The sequence below is a fragment of the Paractinoplanes deccanensis genome, from assembly GCF_016862115.1.
GTDB lineage: Bacteria > Actinomycetota > Actinomycetes > Mycobacteriales > Micromonosporaceae > Actinoplanes > Actinoplanes deccanensis.
In genome coordinates this window covers 1-21,821 of record NZ_BOMI01000009.1, presented here as the reverse complement: position 1 = coordinate 21,821, position 21,821 = coordinate 1, and the positions used below count along the sequence as shown (strand labels likewise).

The 21,821-nt window shown below is 73.7% G+C and carries 14 protein-coding genes; 8 read left to right on the top strand and 6 right to left on the bottom strand.

What is annotated here, in order from left to right; all coding sequences use genetic code 11:
• Positions 1 to 3 precede the first annotated feature (3 nt).
• On the bottom strand, positions 4 to 2,709 hold the full coding sequence (locus Ade02nite_RS03195) for an AfsR/SARP family transcriptional regulator (protein WP_203759970.1): 2,706 nt from the start codon (positions 2,707 to 2,709) through the stop codon (positions 4 to 6).
• Between the two features lie 66 nt (positions 2,710 to 2,775).
• Between Ade02nite_RS03195 and Ade02nite_RS03190 the strand changes: the two genes are divergently transcribed.
• The gene (locus Ade02nite_RS03190) at positions 2,776 to 3,426 is read left to right on the top strand and encodes a hemerythrin domain-containing protein (protein ID WP_203759969.1); all 651 of its coding nucleotides are present in this window, start codon (positions 2,776 to 2,778) and stop codon (positions 3,424 to 3,426) included.
• A 72-nt stretch (positions 3,427 to 3,498) separates the two neighbouring features.
• Here Ade02nite_RS03190 and Ade02nite_RS03185 read toward each other — a convergent pair whose 3' ends face one another.
• Entirely contained in the window at positions 3,499 to 4,293 is a 795-nt protein-coding gene (locus Ade02nite_RS03185; protein WP_203759968.1) for an SAM hydrolase/SAM-dependent halogenase family protein, read from the bottom strand.
• Between the two features lie 58 nt (positions 4,294 to 4,351).
• Here Ade02nite_RS03185 and Ade02nite_RS03180 point away from each other — a divergent pair, with 58 nt between their 5' ends.
• Positions 4,352 to 5,278 carry an LLM class F420-dependent oxidoreductase gene (locus Ade02nite_RS03180; protein WP_203759967.1) on the top strand — a complete coding sequence of 309 codons (927 nt, stop codon included), beginning with the start codon at positions 4,352 to 4,354 and terminating at the stop codon, positions 5,276 to 5,278.
• 61 nt (positions 5,279 to 5,339) lie between these two features.
• Here Ade02nite_RS03180 and Ade02nite_RS03175 read toward each other — a convergent pair whose 3' ends face one another.
• The 4 genes from Ade02nite_RS03175 to Ade02nite_RS03160 all read right to left on the bottom strand — a co-directional run bounded on the left by Ade02nite_RS03175 (position 5,340) and on the right by Ade02nite_RS03160 (position 13,941).
• Positions 5,340 to 6,593 (bottom strand): hypothetical protein, encoded by a 1,254-nt coding sequence (locus tag Ade02nite_RS03175; protein WP_203759966.1) that lies wholly within the window; start codon positions 6,591 to 6,593, stop codon positions 5,340 to 5,342.
• Between the two features lie 181 nt (positions 6,594 to 6,774).
• Positions 6,775 to 7,773 carry a hypothetical protein gene (locus tag Ade02nite_RS03170; RefSeq protein WP_203759965.1) on the bottom strand — a complete coding sequence of 333 codons (999 nt, stop codon included), beginning with the start codon at positions 7,771 to 7,773 and terminating at the stop codon, positions 6,775 to 6,777.
• Positions 7,774 to 7,945: 172 nt separating this feature from the next.
• Positions 7,946 to 9,250: a hypothetical protein gene (locus tag Ade02nite_RS03165; RefSeq protein WP_203759964.1), complete on the bottom strand. Its 1,305-nt coding sequence runs from the start codon at positions 9,248 to 9,250 to the stop codon at positions 7,946 to 7,948.
• 110 nt (positions 9,251 to 9,360) lie between these two features.
• Complete coding sequence (locus Ade02nite_RS03160; protein WP_203759963.1) at positions 9,361 to 13,941, bottom strand: ATP-dependent helicase; 4,581 nt, start codon at positions 13,939 to 13,941, stop codon at positions 9,361 to 9,363.
• Positions 13,942 to 14,032: 91 nt separating this feature from the next.
• Here Ade02nite_RS03160 and Ade02nite_RS03155 point away from each other — a divergent pair, with 91 nt between their 5' ends.
• From Ade02nite_RS03155 to Ade02nite_RS03130, 6 genes are all read left to right on the top strand, one after another.
• Positions 14,033 to 14,863 carry a DUF4397 domain-containing protein gene (locus tag Ade02nite_RS03155; protein ID WP_239168484.1) on the top strand — a complete coding sequence of 277 codons (831 nt, stop codon included), beginning with the start codon at positions 14,033 to 14,035 and terminating at the stop codon, positions 14,861 to 14,863.
• A gap of 795 nt (positions 14,864 to 15,658) precedes the next feature.
• Positions 15,659 to 16,234: a class F sortase gene (locus Ade02nite_RS03150; protein ID WP_239168483.1), complete on the top strand. Its 576-nt coding sequence runs from the start codon at positions 15,659 to 15,661 to the stop codon at positions 16,232 to 16,234.
• Positions 16,235 to 16,298: 64 nt separating this feature from the next.
• Complete coding sequence (locus tag Ade02nite_RS03145) at positions 16,299 to 17,990, top strand: serine/threonine-protein kinase (protein WP_203759961.1); 1,692 nt, start codon at positions 16,299 to 16,301, stop codon at positions 17,988 to 17,990.
• 123 nt (positions 17,991 to 18,113) lie between these two features.
• The gene (locus tag Ade02nite_RS03140; protein WP_203759960.1) at positions 18,114 to 19,406 is read left to right on the top strand and encodes a hemolysin family protein; all 1,293 of its coding nucleotides are present in this window, start codon (positions 18,114 to 18,116) and stop codon (positions 19,404 to 19,406) included.
• Positions 19,403 to 20,509: a hemolysin family protein gene (locus tag Ade02nite_RS03135; protein ID WP_203759959.1), complete on the top strand. Its 1,107-nt coding sequence runs from the start codon at positions 19,403 to 19,405 to the stop codon at positions 20,507 to 20,509. Before Ade02nite_RS03140 ends, Ade02nite_RS03135 begins: the two co-directional genes overlap by 4 nt.
• Before the next feature lie 144 nt (positions 20,510 to 20,653).
• Positions 20,654 to 21,679: a sporulation protein gene (locus tag Ade02nite_RS03130; RefSeq protein ID WP_203759958.1), complete on the top strand. Its 1,026-nt coding sequence runs from the start codon at positions 20,654 to 20,656 to the stop codon at positions 21,677 to 21,679.
• Positions 21,680 to 21,821 lie beyond the last annotated feature (142 nt).

The following is a 21,821-nucleotide window of genomic DNA, read 5'->3' as shown; positions in this document are numbered from 1 at the left end:
GCCTCAATCCTGCCTCGCCGGCGGGCCCAGTAAACCGATCATCGCGTCCTCGTCCACCGCGGGGACCGTGGCCGGGTCGACGCCGGCGAGCAGATCGGCCAGCGCCGCGGCGCCCAGCGGGTCCGCGGCGCCGGGCGAGATGCCCCGCCGCGCGGCGTTGCGCCGCACCGCCGCGGCCAGTGTCACGCCGTCGCCGCGCCGGCCCGCCGCGATCAGCGCCTGCGCCCCGGTGAACAGGCACGCCAGCACGTTGCCGACGTCGTCCTCCGCGGTGAAGTGGTCCACCGCCCGGCGCAGCGCGGCGAGCGCGGCGGCCGGGTCCGCGGGCTCGTCGCCGGTGGACAGCAGCAGGGCCCGGCCGAGCAGCAGCTCGCTCATCGCGGTGGTCCAGCGCTGGCCGATGGCGGTGGCCCGCCGGATCGCGCCGGTCAGCTCCCGGCGCCCGGCCCGCGGGTCGCCGCCGGCGGCCAGCGCCCACCCGAGCGTCATCTCGCCGGCCGCGACGAGCCGCTCCTCGCCGATCCGCCGGCCCACCGCCATCGCGTGCCGCCCCTCGGCGACCGCCTCCTCGTAGCGGCCGGTGGCCGAGCGCAGCAGCGACTCGTAGTAGTGCAGCTGCGCCCGCACCGTCCAGCCCTCGCGGTCCGGCGACGGGCCGAGCACGTCGATCGCGTCGCGCAGGGCCTTCTCGGCGGCCGGCTCGTCGCCGGTCATGAAGCAGAGGGTGCCCAGGCACGACAGGGCGCGGGCACGGTCGGCCGGCGGCGCGTCCGGAGCGCCGTCGAGGGCCGCGCGCAGCAGCCGGCCGCCCTCGGTCACGAGGCCGCCGCGAAACCAGAACCACTCCAGCAGCCCGGCGGTCCGCAGCGCGGCGCGCGGCGCGGCGTGCAGGTCGTGCGCGATGCCGGCGCGAATGTTCGCGAGCTCCCGGTTGAGCAGCCGGATGGCGTGCGCCGACCGTTCGCCGCGCAACTCCGGCGCCGTCCGCTCGACGAAGGACCGCACCCAGGCCGCGTGCCTCGCCCGGCTCCCGGCCGGGTCGTCGTCGCGGCCCCGGCAGTACGCCCGCAGGATCTCCAGGAGCCGGTACCGAGCCGGCGTCACGGTCGTGTCCGCGACCACCACCGAGCGGGCCACGAGCGCCGACAGGGCGTCCAGGTCGTCGTCGACGGCCGAGAGCGGGAAGCCGCCCTCGAACGGCCACAGCCGCAGCAGGACGGCCCGGTCGTGGGCGGAGAGCAGGTCGACGCTCCAGGCCACCGCGGCCTCCAGCGTCTCGTGCGGGGCGAGCGCGCCGCGCGGCACGGGCCCGAGCGCCGGGAACCGGCCGTGCAGCATCTCCAGCAGCTCGGCGAGGCCGAGCACCCGGGCCCGGGCGGCGGCCAGCTCCAGCGCCAGCGGGATGCCGTCCAGCGCGGTCGCCAGCCCGTCCAGCGCCGCGCGCTCGGCCGCGTCCGGCCGCCAGCCCGGGCGTACCGCCGTGATCCGGTCGGTGAGCAGGGCGACCGCGTCGCCGGCCGGGAGTGGCGCCACCGGCAGCAGCCGCTCGCCGTCGACGCCGAGCGGCTCCCGGCTGGTGGCCAGCACCCGCAGGCCCGGGCAGCGCGCGAGCAGCACGAGGGTGAGCTCGGCGGCCGCCCGCACCACGTGCTCGCAGTTGTCGAGCAGCAGCAGGCCGGGCCGGTCGCCCAGGGCGGTCGCGATCGCCTCGGCCGTCGAGCCGCGCACGCCCAGGGCGGCGGCGACCGCGGCCGGCACCAGGGTGGGCTCCGCCACGTCGGCGAGCCGGGCGAACCACGGGTCCCGCGGGGCGGCGAACTCGACGGCCAGCCGGGTCTTCCCCGCACCGCCGGGGCCGACCAGGGTCACGAGGCGGCCGGTCGTGGACAGCTCGGCGAGGGCGGCCAGTTCCTCCGTACGGCCGAAGAAGTGAGAAAGCGGGCGCACCGCCGGAGCCGGACGCGACGGCAGCAGCAGGCCGGGGTCCTGGGCGAGCAGGCGGCCCTCCAGCTCCTGGAGCGCGGGGCCGGGATCGATGCCGAGCTCGTCGGCGAGCCGGGCCCGCACCCGGCGCAGGGCGGCCAGCGCCTCGGCCTGGCGGCCACCGCGGTAGAGCGCCAGGATGAGCAGCTCCCAGCGGCGCTCGCGGTACGGCTCGTCGCGGACCGCCGCCTCCAGCTCGCCGACGGCGCCCGGCGCGTCCCCGGTGGCCAGGCGGGCCGCGAGGCGCTCCTCCACCGCCACGGCACGCAGTTCCTCCAGGCGGGTGCGGGCGGGAGTCTCCGGAAGATCCGCGTACGCCTCGCCGCGCCACCGCGCCAGCGCCGCGTCGAAGGCGCGCAGGGCGTCGCCGGGCCGCTCCTCGTCGAGCAGCGCGCGGCCCCGGCGTACGTCCGCGGTGAAGCCCGCCGCGTCCGTGTCGCCGACCGTCAGGCGGTAGCCGTCGCCGGCCCGGGCCAGCGCGCTGCCCGGGCCGCGGGCCTGCTCGAACGAGCGGCGCAACCGGGAGACGTACGCCTGGAGCGACGCGGCCGGGCGAGCGGGCACCTCGCCGCCCCAGACCGCCTCGGCGAGCGCGTCCTCGGACACCGGCCGGCCCTCGGCCGCGAGCAGCGCGGCGACGAGCCGGCGCGGCAGCGGCCCGCCCAGCTCCGCCGGGACGCCGTCCATCTCCACCTCGGTGGACCCGAGCACCTTGCCGATCAGCACGCGCGAAGCATAGGAGTGCAAAGCGGTTGCAAGCAGTCTGCAAGTCGACCTTGGGACCGTACGGACATGACGACGACAACCGACACCTGGGACATGATCATGGTGCACCGCGTCTTCCGGCGCGAGTTCCGGCTGATGCCCGCGCTGGTCCGGGCGGTGGCACCGGGCGACACCGCGCGCGCCGAGGTCCTCGCGGACCACCTGGCGAGCGTGGCCCTCGGCCTGCACCACCATCACACGGCCGAGGACGAGATGGTGTGGCCGCTGCTGCTGCGGCGGGCCGCCATGCACGCCGACCTGATCAACCGGATGGAGGCGCAGCACGAGCGGCTGCACGAGCCGCTCGCCCGCATCGACAAGATCCTGCCGAGCTGGCGGGCGACGGCGTCGGTGGCCGACCGCGACGAGCTCGCCGACGTGATCGCGCAGGCGTCCGTCGCGCTCGACGAGCACCTCGCCGACGAGGAGAGCGAGATCCTGCCGATCATCGAGGAGCACCTGTCGCCGGCCGAGTGGCACGCGGTCGGCGAGCGCGGGCGCGAGATCCTGCCCAAGGGCAAGATGGCGCTGATCTTTCTGGGCGCGCTGCTGGAGGAGGCCACGCCGGACGAGGAGCGGCGCTTCCTCGCGGAGCTGCCCGCCCCGGCCCGGCTGCTGTGGCGGCTCGGCGGCCGGCGCACCTATGCCAAGGCGCGCGACAGGGTCCGCCAGGGCTGACGGGCCTTGGTCAGGGCTGGCGGGCCTTGGTCAGGGCTGGCGGGCCTTTGGTCAGGGCTGGCGGGCCTTTGGTCAGGGCTGGCGCGCCGCCACCCGGACTATGTCGCCGGGGCGCACCGAGAGGACGACCACGGCCCGCCCGTTGTTGACGGCGATCGCGATGCGCCCGGCCGAGTCCTCGAAGACGAGCAGGTCGCCCGGGCCGACGTCGCCGAAGGTGGCGCCGCGACGGGCAGTGACCGTGCCGTTCACGACGAGGTCGGCGCCGAGGCCGCGCAGCAGCTCGCCGTCCGCGGCGAGCTGCACGTTGCCGAAGCGGTCGACCGTCATGACCTCGGCCTCCAGCCAGCCGTCGCCGACCGACACGACGGGGGCGGGCAGCCGCACCAGCGTCGCCGGGTCGATCGCGGCGCCGGCCTCGGCGAGCGCCGCGCCCGCGGCGATCCGGGCGGCGGCCGGCGAGAAGAGGTCACGGCCGTGGAAGGTGCGCGAGACGTCGCCGAGGAACCAGTCCTTGTTGGTCAGCTCGTGTGCCGTCTCGACGCCGCCGAGCGCCTCGGCCGCCCAGATCAGCAGGCCGTTGTCGGGGCCGACGAGGGCGCCGTTCGGGGTGCCGATCGCGATGCCGCGCCGCGCGGTGCCGACGCCGGGGTCGACCACGGCCAGGTGGACGCTGGGCGGCAGGTGCGGCGCGGTCTGCGCGAGCACTGCGGCCCCGCGCGCCACGTCGGCGGGCGGCACGTGGTGTGTCACGTCGATGACCCGCACGTCGGGGGCGATGCGCGCGATCGAGCCGTGGCACGCCGCGACGAACCCGTCGAACGTCCCGTAGTCGGTCGTGAAGCTGATCCATCCATACCCGGCCATGGTGGGAAACGTTACTGCCCCGGCACGGATCGCAGGTGCATCTGGCAGGGTGGGATTCATGCGTCTCGTGATCTTCACCGAGCCCCAGCAGGGGGCAAGCTACGACGATCTGCGGAAGGTCGCGCAAACCGCCGAGGCGAGCGGCTTCGACGGCTTCTTCCGCTCCGACCACTTCCTCACCATGGGCGGCGACGGGCTGCCCGGGCCCACCGACGCCTGGCTGACGCTGGCCGCGCTGGCCGTGCAGACGTCCACCATCCGGCTGGGCACGCTGGTCACCTCGGCGACGTTCCGGCTGCCCGGCCCGCTGGCCATCGCGGTGGCCCAGGCCGACCGGATGAGCGGTGGCCGCATCGAGTTCGGGCTGGGTGGCGGCTGGTTCGAGGCGGAGCACAAGGCGTACGGGATCCCGTTCCCGCCCGTGGGCGAGCGTTTCGACCGCCTCGAGGAGCAGCTCGAGATCATCACCGGCCTGTGGGACACGCCGGCGGGCCAGACGTTCGACTTCGACGGCAAGCACTACCAGATCTCCGACTCGCCGGGCCTGCCCAAGCCGGCGCAGTCGCCCCGCCCGCCCGTGATCATCGGCGGTCACGGCAAGAAGCGGACCCCGGCCCTGGCGGCCCGCTTCGCCGACGAGTTCAACGTCCCGTTCTCCAAGATCGAGGACATTCCCCCGGTGTACGAGCGGGTCCGCGCGGCCTGTGCCCAGATCGGCCGCTCGGAGCTGCCGGTCTTCTCGGCGGCGGCCGTGCTGTGCGTGGGCCGCGACGACGCCGAGGTCCGCCGCCGCGCCGCCGCGATCGGCCGCGAGGTCGAGGAGATGCGCGGCAACGGCGGCATCGTCGGCACGCCGGACGAGGTCGTCGAGACCATCAAGCGGTACGAGGCCGCGGGCGCGTCCCGGCTCTTCCTCCAGGCGCTCGACCTGAGCGACCTGGACCACGTCGAGCTGGTCGCCTCCGCGGTGGCGCCGCAGCTCTGACCCGAGAGCACCGCCGGCCGGGCCGCGTGTGTGCGGCCCGGCCGTTGTCGGGCTTCGGGCATCACCGCGCCTGTGCGCTCCGGCGGCCGCGGCGACGGCCCGCCAGGGCGAACGCCACGCCGAACGCGACGAGCAGGCCACCCGCGACCGCCGGCCCGGCCACCGGGGCGCCGGTGATCGGAAGGCCTGCCCCGCCACCGCCACCGCTGCCGCCACTGCCGTTGCCGCCGCCGTCGTTGTTCCCGCCGTTCCCGCCGTTGTTGCCGTCGCCGCCGTTGTCGCCGCCGCTCGCGGGCGGGGCGGCCTTGATAGCGACCGCCGGAGTGGCGAAGTAGGCCCTCGCGGCCTCGTCGCCGGAGCGGTCGACGGCCGGGGCGACGACCCGGTAGTCCCGGGCGCCGGGGAACTTCAGGCCGAAGGTGAACGCGCCGTCGGCGCGGGCGCGCGTGGTCGCCACGGGCTGCCACGCCGCGCCGGCGCCCGCGCGGGATTCCAGGCGGAGCAGACGGCCGGCGTCGGCTCTCTCGATGGACCAGCACGGACCGGGATCACATGCCCGGACGAGGGAGATCGCCTTGCCGGTCACGGTCAGCTTGCCGCCGGCCGGCACCTTCTTCGGGATGGTGGCGGTGACGCGCGTGCCGTGCACGGGTGCCGAGACACCGCTGAAGGACCACTCGTTGGGCGGGGTCCGCACGCCCACGTTGTACGGCTTCTGCCGGTCGGGCACCACGAACGACGTCGCGGTGATCGGCTGCGGCACCAGTTCCTGGTAGTCGTTGAAGTCCGAGAACGACGCGACGGGAATGAAGCGCGCCGGAACCTCGGCGGGCACGTCGAGCGGGTCGCCGGGCGTCGTGTCGACCAGCTCGCCGGACCGCCAGCTGAACGCCACCGTGCCGTCCGCGCGGGGCGAGACGGTCTCGATGACGGGTAGTGGCGGCCTGTTCGTGTCGAAGGCCGGCGACAGCCCGGGCTCGCTGAGCACCTCGTCGTTGTCGTCGACCACCGTCACGGCGACGCGAAAGTCGTGATCGACGAGGCCGCCGAAGCCGGGCAGCTCGCTCACGTTGGGCCGGCCCGCCTCGACAGTCAGCGTGGCTACCGCGGTGGCCGAGCCGTCCGGCAGCACGAGCGCGACCCGGTTGCGGACATCTCCCGTCTCGTCCCAGGCGACGACAACGGCGTCATGTGCGGGCGAGGCCCACGCCACCGTCACATTGGCAGGAGCAGGTTCCGTCGGCGCCGGCAACGCGGACGGCACCCCGGCGACCGGCCCGGCCAGCGCCAGCACAGCAGCGAAGTTCTCCCACATGGCGGCGAACCGTAGTAGTCGCGGCCTGCTGCCGCAGCCCCACTCCACAGAATGCACAAACACCCGCAATGCCGTGGCATGGCCCCGTTCGTCCGGACGACGATCGGCCCCGCCGGGGCGGGGCCGATCGACCTCTGCAGGGTTGTGGGTGACTGTCAGGCGAGGAACGCGGCTTCCGTCATCAGGAGGCCGCTCTGGCCTTGGTGGTGACCGGTGGTGTGGCGAACGGTGCCTTGGCCAGCTTTTCGCTGGTGCCCACGACGATGGGGGCCACCACGCGGTAGTCCCGGGTGCCCGGGAACGTCACGCTGACGGTGAACTTGCCGTTCGCGTCGGTGGTGGTGGTCGCCACGGTCTGCCACGCCGCCCCCGCGCCGGTGCGAGACTCCAGGCGGACCAGCCTGCCGCTGTCCGCGGACACGTCCTCCCAGCAGCGCAGGCCCATGTCGCAGAAGAGGCGCAACAGGGTCACCGTGCCGGTGACGGTCAGCTTGCCGCCCTTGGGAGCGGTCTTGGGAATGGTCGCCGCGATGCGGGTGGCGGCCACGTCGCCGTAACTGGCGGTCGCCGTCCAGCCGAGCACGGCGTTGGTGGTCCACTCGTTCACGGTGTGCGCGCCGACCCGGGTCACCGTGTTGGCCGGTCCCTCGAACACGAAGGACGTCGCGGTGCTCGCGGGCCCCTCCTCGTAGGGGTCGCCGGGGCCGATCGTGACCGGCACGAACCGCGGCGGGACCTCGGCGGGCACGTCCAGCGGATCGTTGGGCGTGGTGTCCTCGCCGGCCTGCCCGGGAGTCCACGTGGCCTTGATGGTGCCGTCAGCGCGCGGCTCCACCGCCGTGATCACCGGTGCGGGCGGCACGCCGGTGTCGAAGACCGGCGACAGCCCGGCCTCGCTGAGCGGGTTGCCCGAGGCGTCGACAGCCGTCACCGCGACCCGCAGGTCGCGATCGATGTCGACGCGGATCTGCTCCTTGTCGACCACCAGACGGTTGGGCTGACCGGCCTGGGAGTAAAGCTGGTAGAAGCCCGCGGAGGAACCGTCCGCCCTCACCGCCTCGACGCGGTTGCGGAGGTCGCCTGTCTCGTCCCACGTGACGACGACCTGGTCATGCGTGGACGAGGCCCACGCCACTTGCACGTTGGTCGGCGCCGGCTCCACCGGCGCCTGGAGCGCCATCGGCGCTCCAGGCACTGGCGCTGTCAGCGCCAGGGCTGCGAAGACGTTTCCTAACATGCGTCCGAACGATACGGTCCGTGTTCACAAGGTCACTGTCCCGTGGTGCATAACGGACACAGGCCGGCCCCGCGCCACATGCGGGGCCGGCCTGTTCTGTCGCGTCTTTGCCGCGTCAGGCGGTGAAGGTCGTCCTGCGCCGGCGAAGACGGCCGGTGAGGAAGAACGCCGCGCCGACGAGCAGCAGCAGGCCGCCGGCGACCGAGATCCAGACGATCGGGGCGCCGGTGATGGGCAGGCTGTCGCCGCCGCCGGTGCCGCCCGTTCCGGGCTCGCCGCCGGGCTGGTCGGTGCCGGGCTCGCCGCCGGGTTGATCGGTGCCGGGCTGGTCGCCGCCGGGGGTGTTCCCGCCGCCGGTGGCCGAGCCTGCCGTGACGGTGGCCGGGGCGGTGGCGAAGTAGGTCAGGGCGGCCTTGTCGCCGTTGCTGGTGCCCTCGGCGACCGGGGCGACCACGCGGTAGTCCGCGGTGGCGGGGTTGGCGACGGTGAACGTGAACGTGCCGGCCTTGTCGGCGTTCGTCGTCGCCACGGTCTTCCACGCGCCGGTGGCGCCGGTGCGCGCCTCCAGGTGCAGCAGCCGGCCGGCGAACTCGTCCTGCACGGTGTTGCAGATGTAGCGCGAGCAGTTCTGGTACTTGCGGATCGCCTTGCCGGTGACGGTCAGCTTGCCGCCGGCCGGCACGGACTTCGGGATGGTCGCCGTGATGCGCGTGTCGAAGAGGAACACCTGCGCGCCGCTGGTGCTCCACGGCTGGACGGGGTCGGTCCACTCGTTCGGCGCGTAGACGCCGACGGTGAACAGGGTGGGGATGCCGGCCTTCACCACGAAGGACGTCCCCGTGGTCGGCTCGCCCGCCGGCACGGGCTGGTCCGCGCTGCCGGCGATGTAGTAGGGCACGAACTGCTGCGGCCCGTCGGCGGGCGCGTCGAGCGGGTCGTTCGGCGTCGTGTCCGGCTTGGCCGTCCCGGGCGTCCAGGTCATCTTGACGGTGCCGTCCTCGCCGGGCAGCACGCTGGTGAGCACGGGCCGGGGCGGCGTGGCGGTGTCGAAGACCGGCGACTTGCCGGCTTCGCTGATCGCGGTGCCGCTAGCGTCGACAGCCGTCACGGTGAACACCGCGTCGAAGTTGTTGAGGCTGGTGAGAAGGTTCCAGTCGTTTTTCACCACGAGCCGATCGGGCTGGCCCGCCGCGACGATCTGCCGGCTGACGAAGCTGTTCGGCTCCGCGGTGTTGACCAGGGCCACCTGGTTACGGAAATCTCCCGTCTCGTCCCAGGTGATGACGATCTCCTTGTGCGCGGGCGAGGCCCACGCCACGGTCACGTTCGTCGGCGCGGGCTCGGCCGGCGCCTTCAGCGTCACGGGCGCACCCGTGACCGGCACGGTCAGGGCGAGCGCTCCAAGAATGTTTCCCAGCACGGGCGCACACAATAATGATCAGCACCGCCGGCCGCTGCCCCGCTTTTCATCCGGGCAAGCGCAACCCCTTCGGTGCTTTCATCCGCGTAAGCGCAACCCCTTCGGTGCTTTCATCCGCGCAAGCGCAACCCCCTCGGTGTGGCCCGGAAGCCGGCCTCGGTCAGGGCGTCCCTCAACGGGGATGCGTGCACCGACTCGCCGTCGGCGCGCTCGACCGACATGACGCCCAGCGCGCCCGATCGCACGGAGGCGGCCAGCGCCTGGCCCGCGGCGATGAGCATCTCGGGATCGTCCACGAAGGACAGCAGGGTGCGCCCGCCGCGCTCGACGTAGAGCACCAGCTCGCCGCCGACCAGGACGACCAGCGCGCCCGCCTTGCGGCCCGGGCGGTGGCCGGCCTTGACACCGGGCTCGCCGTCGCCGCTGTCGATGACGCGCTCGGGCCAGGGCAGCGCCGCGCCGTACGGGTTGGCGGGGTCGGTCGCCGCCAGCACCTGGGCGCCGGGGCCGGTGCGCCTGGACAGCTCCGCGGGCTCGGCCAGGGCCCGCAGCCGGTCGACCGCTCCGGGAACGGCGAACTGCGCCGCGCCCAGGCCCTCGACGAAGTAGCCGCGGCGGGCCGCGCCCCGTTCCTCGAGCGCGCCGAGCACCGGATAGACGGCCGCGAAGCCGCCCGTCACGCCCTCGGCCATGACCGCGCCCCGGGTCACCACGCCGTGGCGTTCGAGCAGCAGGTCGGCGAGGGCGGCCGCGCGCCGGGTCGGGTCGAGGTCGCGGCCGGGCAGGCGCGACCAGCGGCCGGCCATGTTCGGCGGCCCGCCCCGCGACGGCATGGCCGGCCGGCCGGGACGGCGGTAACGGCTGCGTACCGGAGCGGCCTTGGCCTTGTGTGCTCCGCTGCCGCCGAGCAGCGCCCGCAGCGGCGCGAGCGTGTCGTTGGTGAGCTGGCCCGCCCACACCAGATCCCACACCGCGGCGGCCAGCGCGGTGTCGTCGGTCGAGCCGACGCGGTCGGAGAGCGAGCGGAAGAAGAGCGCCTGACCGTCGCCGAGCGCCTCGAGCACCTGCTGGTGGAGAGGTGTCAGGGCCAGCTCGTCGTCGGGTGGGGGCAGCAGCAGCGCGGCGCTGTCCGCGTAGACCAGGGACACCCACCCGTCGTTGCCGCCGATGGAGCCGGACCCGGCCCACAGCACCTCGCCGCTCGCGCACAGCTCGTCGAGCAGCGGCGGGGCGTAGTCGGCGACCCGCGCGGGCAGCACCAGCCGCTCCCACGCCGAGGCCGGCACCGCGATGCCCTGAAGCTGCTCGATGGAGGCGGCCAGCGCGTCGACGCCGCGGGCGTTGCCGCCGATCTGATGCCAGCGCGGCAGGAAGGCGGCCAGCACCCGCGGCGGCACCGGCTCGATCTCGCGGCGCAGCGCAGCCAGTGAGCGGCGCCGCAGCATGCGCAGCACCTCGGCGTCGCACCACTCCGTGCCGGCGCCGCCGGGGGAGAACTCGCCCGACGAGACCCGGCCGGTGGCGCTGAGCCTCTTGAGCGCCTGCTCCACCACGAAGACGCCCAGCCCGAACCGAGCCGCGCAGGTCGCCGCCGCGAACGGGCCGTGGGTGCGCGCGTATCGCGCGACCAGGTCGCCGAGCGGGTCGGCGACCGAGGCGAGATAGGCCTCGGGGAGGCCGACCGGCAGCGCCACGCCGAGCGCGTCGCGGTAGCGGCCGGCGTCGTCGATGCCGATCCAGCGTTCCTCGCCGGCGATGCGGACGCGGATCGCGCGGCGCGCCCCCTCGAGCGTGGACAGCCACGACTCCTCGACGCCGCGCATCGCCAGCTCGGTGGGGGAGAGGTCGCCGAGCAGCCGCAGCAGCTCGGCAGTGTCCTCCGCGTCGCGCGGCCGGCGCTGGCTGGTCAGCCACTGGAGCTGGGCCTCGGTCTCGCCGACCACCTCGGGGTCGAGCAGCTCGCGCAGGTCGACCCGCCCGAGCAGCTCACCGAGCAGCGTCGAGTCGAGCGCGAGCGCGGCCGCGCGCCGCTCGGCCAGCGGCGCGTCTCCCTCGTACAGGAAAGCGCCCACATAGCCGAACAGGAGGGAACGCGCGAACGGCGACGGGCGCGGAGTCTCGACCTCGACGAGGCGGACCTTGCGGCCGGCGATCTCGCGCATCAGGCCGACCAGGCCGGGCACGTCGAAGACGTCCTGGAGGCACTCGCGGGCCGCCTCGAGCGTGACCGGGAAGTCGGCGAACTCGCGCGCCACGTCGAGCAGCTGGGCGGACCGCTGCCGCTGCTGCCAGAGCGGCTGGCGCCGCCGCGGGTCGCGCCGCGGCAGCAGCAACGAGCGGGCCGCGCACTCGCGGAAGCGGGAGGCGAACAGCGCCGACGTGCCGACGGACTCCTCGACCAGCTGGGCGATCTCCTCGGCGTCGAACGCCACCAGCTCGGCGCCGGGCGGCTCCTCGGCCGTGTCGGGCAGACGCACCACGATGCCGTCGTCGGAGGGCATCACGGCGCCGTCCACGCCGTACCGCTCGGCGAGCCGCCGGCCGATAGCCAGCGCCCACGGCGCGTTCACCTTGGCGCCGAGCACACAGTGGACGGTCATGCGCCAGTCGCCGAGCTCGTCGCGGAAGCGCTCGACCACCACCGTGCGGTCGTCGGGCAGGTTGCGGGTGGCCTCGCGCTGCTCGCGGACGTAAGCCAGCAGGTTGTCGGACGCCCACTCGTCCAGCCCGGTCGCGCGCAGGGCGGCCGCCGCCTTCTCGTCGTCGGCGCGGGTCAGCGAGCGCAGCTGCGCGCCGATCGCCCGGCCCAGCTCGATCGGGCGGCCGGGTGAGTCACCCTTCCAGAACGGCATCCGCGCCGGCGCGCCCGGGGCGGGGGAGACGAGCACCCGGTCGGGGGTGATGTCCTCGATGCGCCACGAGGTGGACCCGAGCAGGAACACGTCGCCGACCCGCGACTCGTAGACCATCTCCTCGTCGAGCTCGCCGACCCGCGAGGCCCGCTCGGAGCCGGCCAGGAAGACCCCGAACATGCCTCGGTCGGGGATCGTGCCGCCGCTGGTGACGGCGAGGCGCTGGGCGCCGGGACGGCCGGTCAGCTCGTCGGTGCCGCGGTCCCAGACCAGGCGCGGGCGCAGCTCGGCGAAGGCGGTGGACGGATAGCGGCCGGAGAGCATGTCGAGCACCGCGTGCAGCGCCGAGTCGGGCAGCTCGGCGAAGGGCGCGGCCCGGCGGATCACCGTCGCCAGCTCGTCGACCTGCCACGCGTCGAGCGCGACCATGGCGACGATCTGCTGGGCGAGCACGTCGAGCGGGTTGCGCGGGTAGCGCAACTCCTCGATCGCGCCGGCGCTCATCCGGTCGGCCACCACGGCGCAGGAGACCAGGTCGCCGCGGTGCTTGGGAAAGACGACACCGCGGGACACGGCGCCGACCTGGTGACCGGCGCGGCCGATGCGCTGGAGGCCGGCGGCGACCGAGGGCGGCGCCTCGATCTGCACGACCAGGTCGACCGCGCCCATGTCGATGCCGAGCTCGAGGCTCGAGGTGGCGACCACGGCGGGCAGGGCGCCGGACTTGAGCGCCTCCTCGATCTGTTTGCGCTCCTCGCGGGAGACGCTGCCATGGTGGGCCCGCGCGACGACCGGCGGGGCGCCATCCGCCTGGCCGGCCTGGGCCATGATCTGGGCCGGCGGCCTCTTGGGCTCGACCGGCGCGACGCCGGCGCGCTCGGCGGCCGGTTCGTTGATGCCGGCGCGCTCGGCGGCCAGCTCGTTGATGCGGGCGCACAGGCGCTCGGCGCCGCGGCGCGAGTTGGTGAAGACGATGGTCGAGCGGTGCGCCTCGATGAGATCGAGCACGCGCTCCTCGACGGCCGGCCAGATGGACGGCGTGTGGCGGCCGCCGCCGGGATCGTCGAGGTCGGTGTCGGGCACCTCGTCGAGGCGGGTCATGTCCTCGACCGGTACCTCGACGGCCACCTCGATGGTCTTGGCGGTCGGCGGCTGGACGATCTCGACGTCGTGGGCGCCGCCGAGGAACCGGGCCGTCTCGTCGATCGGCCGCACCGTGGCGGACAGCCCGATGCGCTGGGCCGGGCGGCCGAGCAGCGCGTCGAGCCGCTCGAGGGAGAGCGCCAGATGGGCGCCGCGCTTGGTGGCGGCGACCGCGTGCACCTCGTCGATGATCACCGTCTCGACACCGCGCAACGAGTCACGCGCGGCCGAGGTGAGCAGCAGGAACAGCGACTCGGGCGTGGTGATCAGGATGTCCGGCGGGGTGCGCTGGAAGAGCCGCCGCTCGTCGGCCGGGGTGTCGCCCGTGCGCATGCCCACGGTGATGTCGGGCGGCGGGACGCCGAGCCGGCCGGACGCCTGGCGGATGCCGGTGAGCGGGGCGCGCAGGTTGCGCTCGACGTCGACGGCGAGCGCCTTGAGCGGGCTGACGTAGAGAACCCGGCAGCGGCGGCGCGCATCCTCGGGCGCCGGCTCGTTGGCCAGCCGGTCGAGCGACCAGAGGAAGGCGGCCAGCGTCTTGCCGGACCCGGTCGGCGCGACCACGAGGGCGTTGCGGCCGGCGCCGACGGCCCGCCACGCGCCGGCCTGGGCCGCGGTGGGCGCGGCGAAGGCCGCCGTGAACCACTCTCGCGTGGCCGGCCCGAACTGCTCCAGGACTTCTCGCACGAGACCCATGCTGCCCCAGGGGTACGACAAAAACGCGCCGGACGATGGCGTAGGTCACCTGCCGGGCGATATATATGGACGCCAGTCGAAGGGAGCCCCCGTGTCCCGACTCGCGCGCCTCGTGGCGGCGGTGGCCGTCCTGGCCGTGCCCGCGTTCGCCGCCACTCCGGCAAAAGCAGCCCCGACCAGCGGATACGTCCGGCTGGCTCACCTGTCGCCGGACACGCCGGCGGTCGACGTCTATCTGAAATCGGACGCCAACGCGGTGCCGCCGCAGACCTTCCGCGCGGTGGCCTACGGGGACATGTCGCGCTATCTGCGGCTGCCCACCGGGACATATCAGGTCGCCATGCGCAAGGCGGGCGCTCCCGCCACCGACCAGCCGGTGATCACCACCGAGGTCGGGGTCACGGACGGCGGCGCCTACACGGTCGCGGGCGTGGGCCGCTTCGCCGACCTGGGCCTGCGCATCATCCAGGACGATCTCCAACTGCCCGACGCCGGCAAGTCGAAGGTCCGCATCATCCAGGCCTCGGTGAAGGCCCCGGTCCTGGACGTGGCCGGCAAGAACGGCACAAAGATCGCCGACGGCGTCGAGTTCGCCACCACGACGAGCTACCGCGAGGTCAACCCCGGCAGCTGGAGCGTCCGGGTGGTCCCCACGGGAGGAGGCCGCACCAGCGAGCTGCCCTGCACCCTGGGCGCCGGCAGCGTCTATTCGCTGGTGGTCCTCGACGACCAGAACGGTGGCCTGAAACCCCAGCTCCACGTGGACGCCGAACGCCAGGGCACGGTCCCCCTGGGCGGCGTGGCGACGGGCGAGGGCGGCACCGCGCCGCGGTCGGCGCTGCCCGGAGCCCTGCTGGCGGCCGGCTGCGCGGCCTTGACGGCTGGTCTTCTCACGGCCGTCCTCCGCCGCCGCACTATTTAGGTGTACGAGGTGACGCCCGCCCCGGATCACCCATCGGCCCACGAGCCGTCCGCGGGTGGGGTGGCGCCCGACCCCGAGCGGCCGACGCCACCGCCCCACGAGCTGGCCGCGCCTCCCGGGCACGACGTCGTTGCCGCGCCTGGAATCGCGTCACCATCCCAGCCCGGAGCCCCCCAAGAGATAGAACGTTCGGTCTATCAAACAGCCAGCGAGGCAGATCGTTCCGTGGATCGAGTCTCGGGCGAGAAAGAACGTTCGTTCTACCGCGGGGCCGCGAAGGTCGGCAAGCCGGAGACGGTGCGGGCGTTCGCCACGGTTCCGGGAGCGCTTTCCGTGCCGAGTCCGCAGCCGCGCCAGGCGTCGTTCCCTCGGCCCACGGCACCTTCCCCTCGGCCCACGGCAACTACTCCTCGCGCCACGGCATTTTCTCCTCGAGCCACGGCACCTTCCCCTCGGGCCGCTTCTCCGTTTGCGCGTATCGCTCTCTCGTCGGCTGGTGCTGGCGAGGTGGCGGCTGTCGTAGTGCCGCCGCTTCGGGCTGCCGCTCCCTTGCCCGTGCAGAGGGGCGGCTCGGGAAGCGGCAATCAGGGGAGCGGGCGAAAGGGCACCGGTGATCTGTCCGCGGGCCTGCGTGGTGGAGCCGGTAGATGGCGAGGTCGTCTTGCGGTCGGGTCGCGTGCTCGTCCCGTACAGGAAAAAAGACTCGCCCTGCCCGCGCTCGCCGCGACGGTGGCCGCGGTCCTGGCCGCGGGTGGCTATCTGGCCTGGAGTGATCGGGCGCCGCGGGGTGAGCCTGTGGGGCAGAGCGCGCCCGGATTGGCCGATGCCGCCAATTCGGCCGGCAGGAACAATTCCGCCGGCATCGCATCGGGCGGGCCGGATGCCGGGCGGCGACCGGCGGGTGATCCGTTCGGAGCCGTGACGACCGCGGCGAGTGGGCGACCCGCCCGGCTGCGGGTTGGGGCGATCGGGATAGACACGCCGCTGGAGACGCTGCGGCTCGGGGACGATGGCGCTCTGCAACCGCCGAAGAGCTTCGCGAAGGCCGGCTGGTACGCCGACGGCACGGTGCCGGGGGACACCGGACCTGCGGTGATCGCCGGGCATGTCGACTCGCGCGGCGGGCCGGCGGTCTTCTATCGGCTGCGGGAGCTGACCGTCGGTGACCGGATCGACGTGGTGCGGGGCGGCTCGACCGTGCGTTTCACCGTGACGGCCCTGCGCTGGTATCCGAAGGCCGGCTTCCCGACGGACGAGGTCTACGGTCCGACGCCCGACCGGCAGCTCCGGCTGATCACGTGTGGCGGCGTGTTCGATCGATCGCTGCGGTCCTACCGCGACAACCTCGTGGTCTACGCGGTGGCCGGGTGATCGTGATTCCGCTGCCGGCCGGTGCCTGTCTATGGTGGAGATCGGGTCGACATCAGGGGGCGGGATGGCGGTCGGACGCATGCTCGTCGCCGGTCGGTATCGCCTCGGCGAGCCGGTCGGCGCCGGTGGCATGGGCCGTGTCTGGCGCGCCCGCGACGAGATGCTCGACCGCGACGTGGCGGTCAAGGAGTTCGTGCCGCCCGAGTGGATGAGCGACGAGGAGAGGGTACGCCTCCGCGACCGCACGCTGCGTGAGGCCCGCAGCGCCGGGCGGCTCAACCATCCGCACGTGGTGCGCATCTACGACGTGGTGCACGCCGACGGCCTCCCGTGGATCGTCATGGAGTACGTGCCGTCGCGCTCGCTTCACCAGGTCATTCAGGACGACGGGCCCTATTCGCCGGCCACCACGGCGCGGATCGGGCTGGCCGTGCTCGACGCGCTGACCGCCGCGCACCGGGCCGGGGTGCTGCACCGTGACGTCAAGCCGCACAACGTCCTGATCGGCCACGACGGCCGCGTGGTGCTGACCGATTTTGGTCTCGCCACGTTCATGGATGACGGCTCGGTGACGGGCCCCGGTCTGATAGTGGGCTCCCCGCAGTACGTGTCGCCGGAGCGCGCCCGGGACGGCACGTCGACGCCGGAGTCCGACCTGTGGTCGCTGGGGGCGACGCTGTACGCGGCGGTCGAGGGCCGCTCGCCGTACGCCCGGGAGAACGCGATGGCCACGCTGATGGCGCTGGCCACCGAGGAGCCGGATCCGCCGGCGCGGGCGGGGATGCTCGGCCCGGTGCTGACCGGGCTGCTCAAACACGAGCCGGCGGCCCGGCTGACCGCGCCCGAGGTGGAGCGGCGCCTGCGCATGATCGTCGCGGCCACGCCGAGCCCGGTGCCGATGGGCGTGCCGGCGCCGCGACGGGTGCGGGCCGTCGTCGGGTCCGATATCGATCAGATCCTGGCGCCGGTGCGGGCGGCCGCGGCGGTGGCGGCCTTGCCCCTGCCGTCCGTGACGCCCCCGGCGCAGAAGCCACCGAAGGCCGCGCAGCGTTCCACCCTGATGGCAGCGGGGCTGGCCCTGGTGACCGTGCTGGGCGTCGGCGGGATCATGGCCGGCTACCTGGTGCAGCGCGACGACGAGAAGGCGGCCGGGCCCGTCCTCAGCGTTCCTTCGTCGCCCTCGCCCTCCCCTTCGAAGACCGTCGTCGCCGCCGGCTTCTCGCCCGCCACGTGCGACTCCCCGCCCCCGTCCGGCCTGCCGGTCACGCCGCAGCGCGCCGCCGCCCGAGGTGTCAAGGGCTGGTCGCTGCTGGGCGGATGGTCATATTTCACGGACGGCTCCGGATTTCACATGCCGGTCCCCGACGGCTGGACGTACGAGCGGATCGGCTCCACCTTCTGCTTCCGCGACCCCGTCGGCACCCGGGTCATGACGCTCTCCCTCGACCGCGACCCGGCCGGCGACCCGGTCAAGGCGTGCCGCGCCGAGGCGCAGCGCCTGGTCGGCTCCGGCGCGCTCGCCGGCTACCGGCTGATCGCCATCGAGAAGAAGGAACTGCTCAACAAGGCCGCCGACTGGGAGTACACGTACGTGGCCGCGGGCACCCAGCGTCACGTGCGCACCCGCTGGCTGGCGACCGGCGGCAAGGCGTACGCGATCAGCTGGGCCACCAGGGAGTTCGACTGGACCGCCGACCTCGCCAAGGTCAACATGGTCCTGAGCACCTTTTACGCCGACCGCGGCGCCGGATCGTAGGAGCCGGAGCTCACAGCGATCACACAGCGGACCTTGCTACCGTCTTTTCATGATCGGCAGTAGTCAGCCGGGCTCGGCCCGGCTCCCCGTCGACCGTCCGTTCGCGTACGGATCCTCCCGGCCGTGTTGATCGTCACCGGCCTTCTCCTGGTAATCGTGGTGACCGCCGTCACCGGCTATTTCGTCGCGCAGGAATTCGGCTATGTCGCCGCCGACCGCGGTCGCCTGCGCCGCGACGCCGAGCAGGGCGATCAGGCCGCCGCCCGCGCGCTCAAGGTCACCGAACGTCTCTCCTTCGTCCTCTCCGGCGCCCAGCTGGGCATCACGGTGACCGCGCTGCTCGTCGGCTACGTCGCCGAGCCGTACCTCGGTGAGGGCCTCGCCGACCTGCTCGGCGTCGCCGGCGTGCCCACCGCGGTGAGCATGCCGATCTCGGTGGCGCTCGCCCTGCTCATCGCGACAGTGGTGCAGATGGTGCTCGGCGAGCTCGCCCCCAAGAACCTGGCGATCGCCCGCGCCGAGGCGCTGGCCAAGGCGCTCAGCCGGTCCACGCTGATGTACCTGACCGTCTTCGGCCCGGTGATCAAGCTGTTCGACCGGGCCGCCGGCCGCCTGCTGCGCCGCATCGGCATCGAGCCGATCGAGGAGCTGCCCGAGGGCGCGACCTCCGAGGACCTGGAGCAGATCATCGCCGAGTCGCGAAAGAACGGCGGCCTCGACGACGAGATGTCCACGCTGCTCGACCGCGGTCTCGACTTCCGCGGCCGGACCGCCGCCGAGGCCATGGTGCCGCGCGTCGACGTGCACACCGTGGCCGAGACGGCGACCGCCGCCGACGTGGTGGCGCTGCTCGACACCCACCGTTCCCGTTTCCCCGTACGAGGCTCCGTGCTCGACGAGATCGTCGGCGTGGTCGGCATCGCGGACATCCTGGCCATCCCGGCCGCCGACCGCGCGAAGGTGACGGTCGCCGAGGTGATGTCCGCGCCGATCCTGGTGCCGTCGTCGCTGCGGCTGCCGGCCGTGCTCGACAGGCTGCGCACCGCGCACCGTCAGCTCGCCTGCGTCGTCGACGAGTTCGGCGGCTTCGCCGGCATCATCACGCTGGAGGACATCGCCGAGGAACTGGTCGGCCAGATCCGCGACGAGGACGACGGGACCGAGCCCGAGCCGGTCCGCCAGTCCGACGGCTCCTGGCTCGTGCCCGCCCGCTGGCGGATCGACGAGATCACCGACGCGACCGGCGTCGACCTCCCCGCCGGCGACGGCTACGAGACCGTGTCGGGCCTGGTCATGGCCCGGCTCGGGCGGGTGGTCCAGGCAGGTGACTCGGTCACTCTCGACGACGGGTCCCTTTCGGTACGAGTCGAGAGCGTCGACCGCCACGTCCCGCAGACCGTACGGATCACCCGATGAACGCCCTCTGGGTAGCCCTGTTGCTGATCGGCAACGCCTTCTTCGTCGCCGCCGAGTTCGCGCTCGTGGCGAGCAAACGTCACCGGCTCGAACAGGCCTCCGCGGCGGGCAGCCGTGCCGCGCGGGCCGCGCTCGACGGCACCCGCGAGCTGTCGATGATGCTCGCCGGCGCCCAGCTCGGCATCACGCTGTGCTCGCTGGGGCTCGGCGCGCTGGCCGAGCCGTCGATCGAGCACCTGCTCGGCCCGGCCCTGCACGCGGTGGGCCTGCCCGAGGTGGCGAGCCACGTGATCGCGTTCCTCGTGGCGCTGACCGTGGTGACGTTCCTCCACCTGGTGATCGGCGAGATGATGCCGAAGTCCTGGGCGATCACCGACCCGGAGCGCTCGGCGACCCTGCTGGCGCTGCCGTTCCGCGGCTTCGTCACGCTGGTGCGCCCCGCGCTGCGAGTGCTGAACGCCCTGGCGAACGCGGCGCTGCGGCCGTTCGGCGTGCACCCGCAGGACCAGCTGGCGCAGGCGCACGGCCCGGCCGAGATGCGCATCCTGCTCGACCGGTCGCGCGCCGAGGGCCTGATCGAGGAGGAGCAGAGCGAGCTGCTGACCAGCGTGCTCGGCCTCGGCTCGATGCGGGTGCGCGACATCCTGCTGCCGGCGTCGCAGCTCGTGACGATCCCGGCCACGGCCGGCGCGGCCGGCATCGAGCTGGCGTCGCTGAGCAGCGGCCGTTCGAGGATCGCGGTGACCGGCGACGACGGCTCGGTGATCGGCGTGGTGCACGTCCGGGAGGCCGTACGGGCGACAGCCGCGGGCCGCGAGGTGTCGGCGCGCGACCTGATGGAGCCGGCGTTCACCCTGGACGCCGACGTCAGCGTCGTGGAGGCGGTCGCCGCGCTCCGGGCCGGCCGAGCCCAGCTCGCGATCGTGACAGCTCCCGCCACGTCGAACGCGGCGCCGGCGCTTTCGGGCGCCCCAGCCCCATCGCGCGCACCCCTCGCCGCGAGCCGTCCGGAGCAGATCGGCTTCGTCGCCCTGGAAGACCTGTTGGAGCAGGTGATCGGCCGCTTCGACGACGAGACGGACACGCCCGTGGCCGTTGCCTGATCTCGACGTGACCCGCCGGGCAAGCCGGTCCCTCGGCCCGACGCACTCAGCCCGCCGCCCTGACCGAGCCCGCCACCCCTGACCGAGCCCGCCACCCCTGACTGTTGAGTTAACGCACCGCCTTGTTCGAGGAGGAATGATCCGGTGGTCTTCAAGAAGATGATGCGCGCCTTCGGCGTCGGCGGCCCGTCCGTCGACACCGTGCTGGCGAACCCGAACACCCGCCCGGGCCTCAACCTGGACGGCCAGGTCCACATCACCGGCGGCGACCACGACGTCGCCATCGACCGCGTTGTGCTGGGCCTGGTCACCCGGGTCGAGTCGGAGCACGGCGACGGTTTCGTGGAGTTCCACCGCCTGCCGGTCGCCGGTGCGTTCCAGCTGCGGGCCGGCGAGCAGCGACAGCTGCCGTTCTCGTTCCCCGTGCCCTGGGAGACGCCGATCACCGACGTGTACGGCCAGCGCCTGCACGGCATGACGATGGGCCTGCGCACCGAGCTCGCGGTCGCGAAGGCCGTCGACAAGGGCGACCTGGACCAGGTGGCGGTGCACCCGCTGCCCGCACAGGAGCGGATCCTGGACGCCTTCGCCCGGCTCGGCTTCCGCTTCAAGAGCGCCGACCTGGAGCACGGCGGCATCTACGGCGTACGTCAGACGCTGCCGTTCTACCAGGAGATCGAGTTCTACTCGCCCCCGCAGTACGCCGGCGGTATCAACGAGGTCGAGGTGACCTTCATCGCCGACCCGCAGGGCGTCGAGGTGGTCCTCGAGTTCGACAAGCGCGGCGGTTTCCTCCAGCCGGGCCACGACGCGTACGGCCGCTTCCGCGTCTCGCACGCCGAGGCCGACACCGCCGACTGGACCTCGGTCGTCGAGGGCTGGGTCAGCCAGGCCGCGGGCCGCTACCAGGGCCTCCGCGGCGCCGCCGGCTTCGGCGGCCACGGCGGCGGTTACCCCGGCGGCTACCCGGGCCAGGGCGGCTACCCGGGCGGCGGCCACGGCGGCTACCCCGGCCACGGCTACCACGGCCACACCCGCCACCGCGGCGGTATGGGCATGGGCGGCGTCGCGGCCGGCGTCGCCGGCGGCGTCATCGGCGGCATGATCCTCGGCGAGGCCCTGGACGACGCCTTCGAAGGCGGCGACGAGGGCGACTTCGGCGACGAGTGATCCAGGGAGGGCTGTGGCGACCCACCACGAAGGCGGGACGCCACAGCCCCTCCGCCAGGCCAGACAACGCGCCGTCCGGAGACAGCACGCAGGCGGCCCTGGCTCGGATCCGCCGTGCAACCACACCACCGATCCGGGCCCC

What these genes read in the sequence shown, in the direction of transcription:
- Ade02nite_RS03190 (WP_203759969.1), top strand. Translation starts at nt 2,776, where the DNA reads ATGACGACGACAACCGACACCTGGGACATGATCATGGTGCACCGCGTC.
- Ade02nite_RS03185 (WP_203759968.1), bottom strand. Translation starts at nt 4,293, where the DNA reads ATGGCCGGGTATGGATGGATCAGCTTCACGACCGACTACGGGACGTTC.
- Ade02nite_RS03180 (WP_203759967.1), top strand. Translation starts at nt 4,352, where the DNA reads ATGCGTCTCGTGATCTTCACCGAGCCCCAGCAGGGGGCAAGCTACGAC.
- Ade02nite_RS03175 (WP_203759966.1), bottom strand. Translation starts at nt 6,593, where the DNA reads ATGTGGGAGAACTTCGCTGCTGTGCTGGCGCTGGCCGGGCCGGTCGCC.
- Ade02nite_RS03170 (WP_203759965.1), bottom strand. Translation starts at nt 7,773, where the DNA reads ATGGCGCTCCAGGCGCCGGTGGAGCCGGCGCCGACCAACGTGCAAGTG.
- Ade02nite_RS03160 (WP_203759963.1), bottom strand. Translation starts at nt 13,941, where the DNA reads ATGGGTCTCGTGCGAGAAGTCCTGGAGCAGTTCGGGCCGGCCACGCGA.
- Ade02nite_RS03145 (WP_203759961.1), top strand. Translation starts at nt 16,299, where the DNA reads ATGGCGGTCGGACGCATGCTCGTCGCCGGTCGGTATCGCCTCGGCGAG.
- Ade02nite_RS03135 (WP_203759959.1), top strand. Translation starts at nt 19,403, where the DNA reads ATGAACGCCCTCTGGGTAGCCCTGTTGCTGATCGGCAACGCCTTCTTC.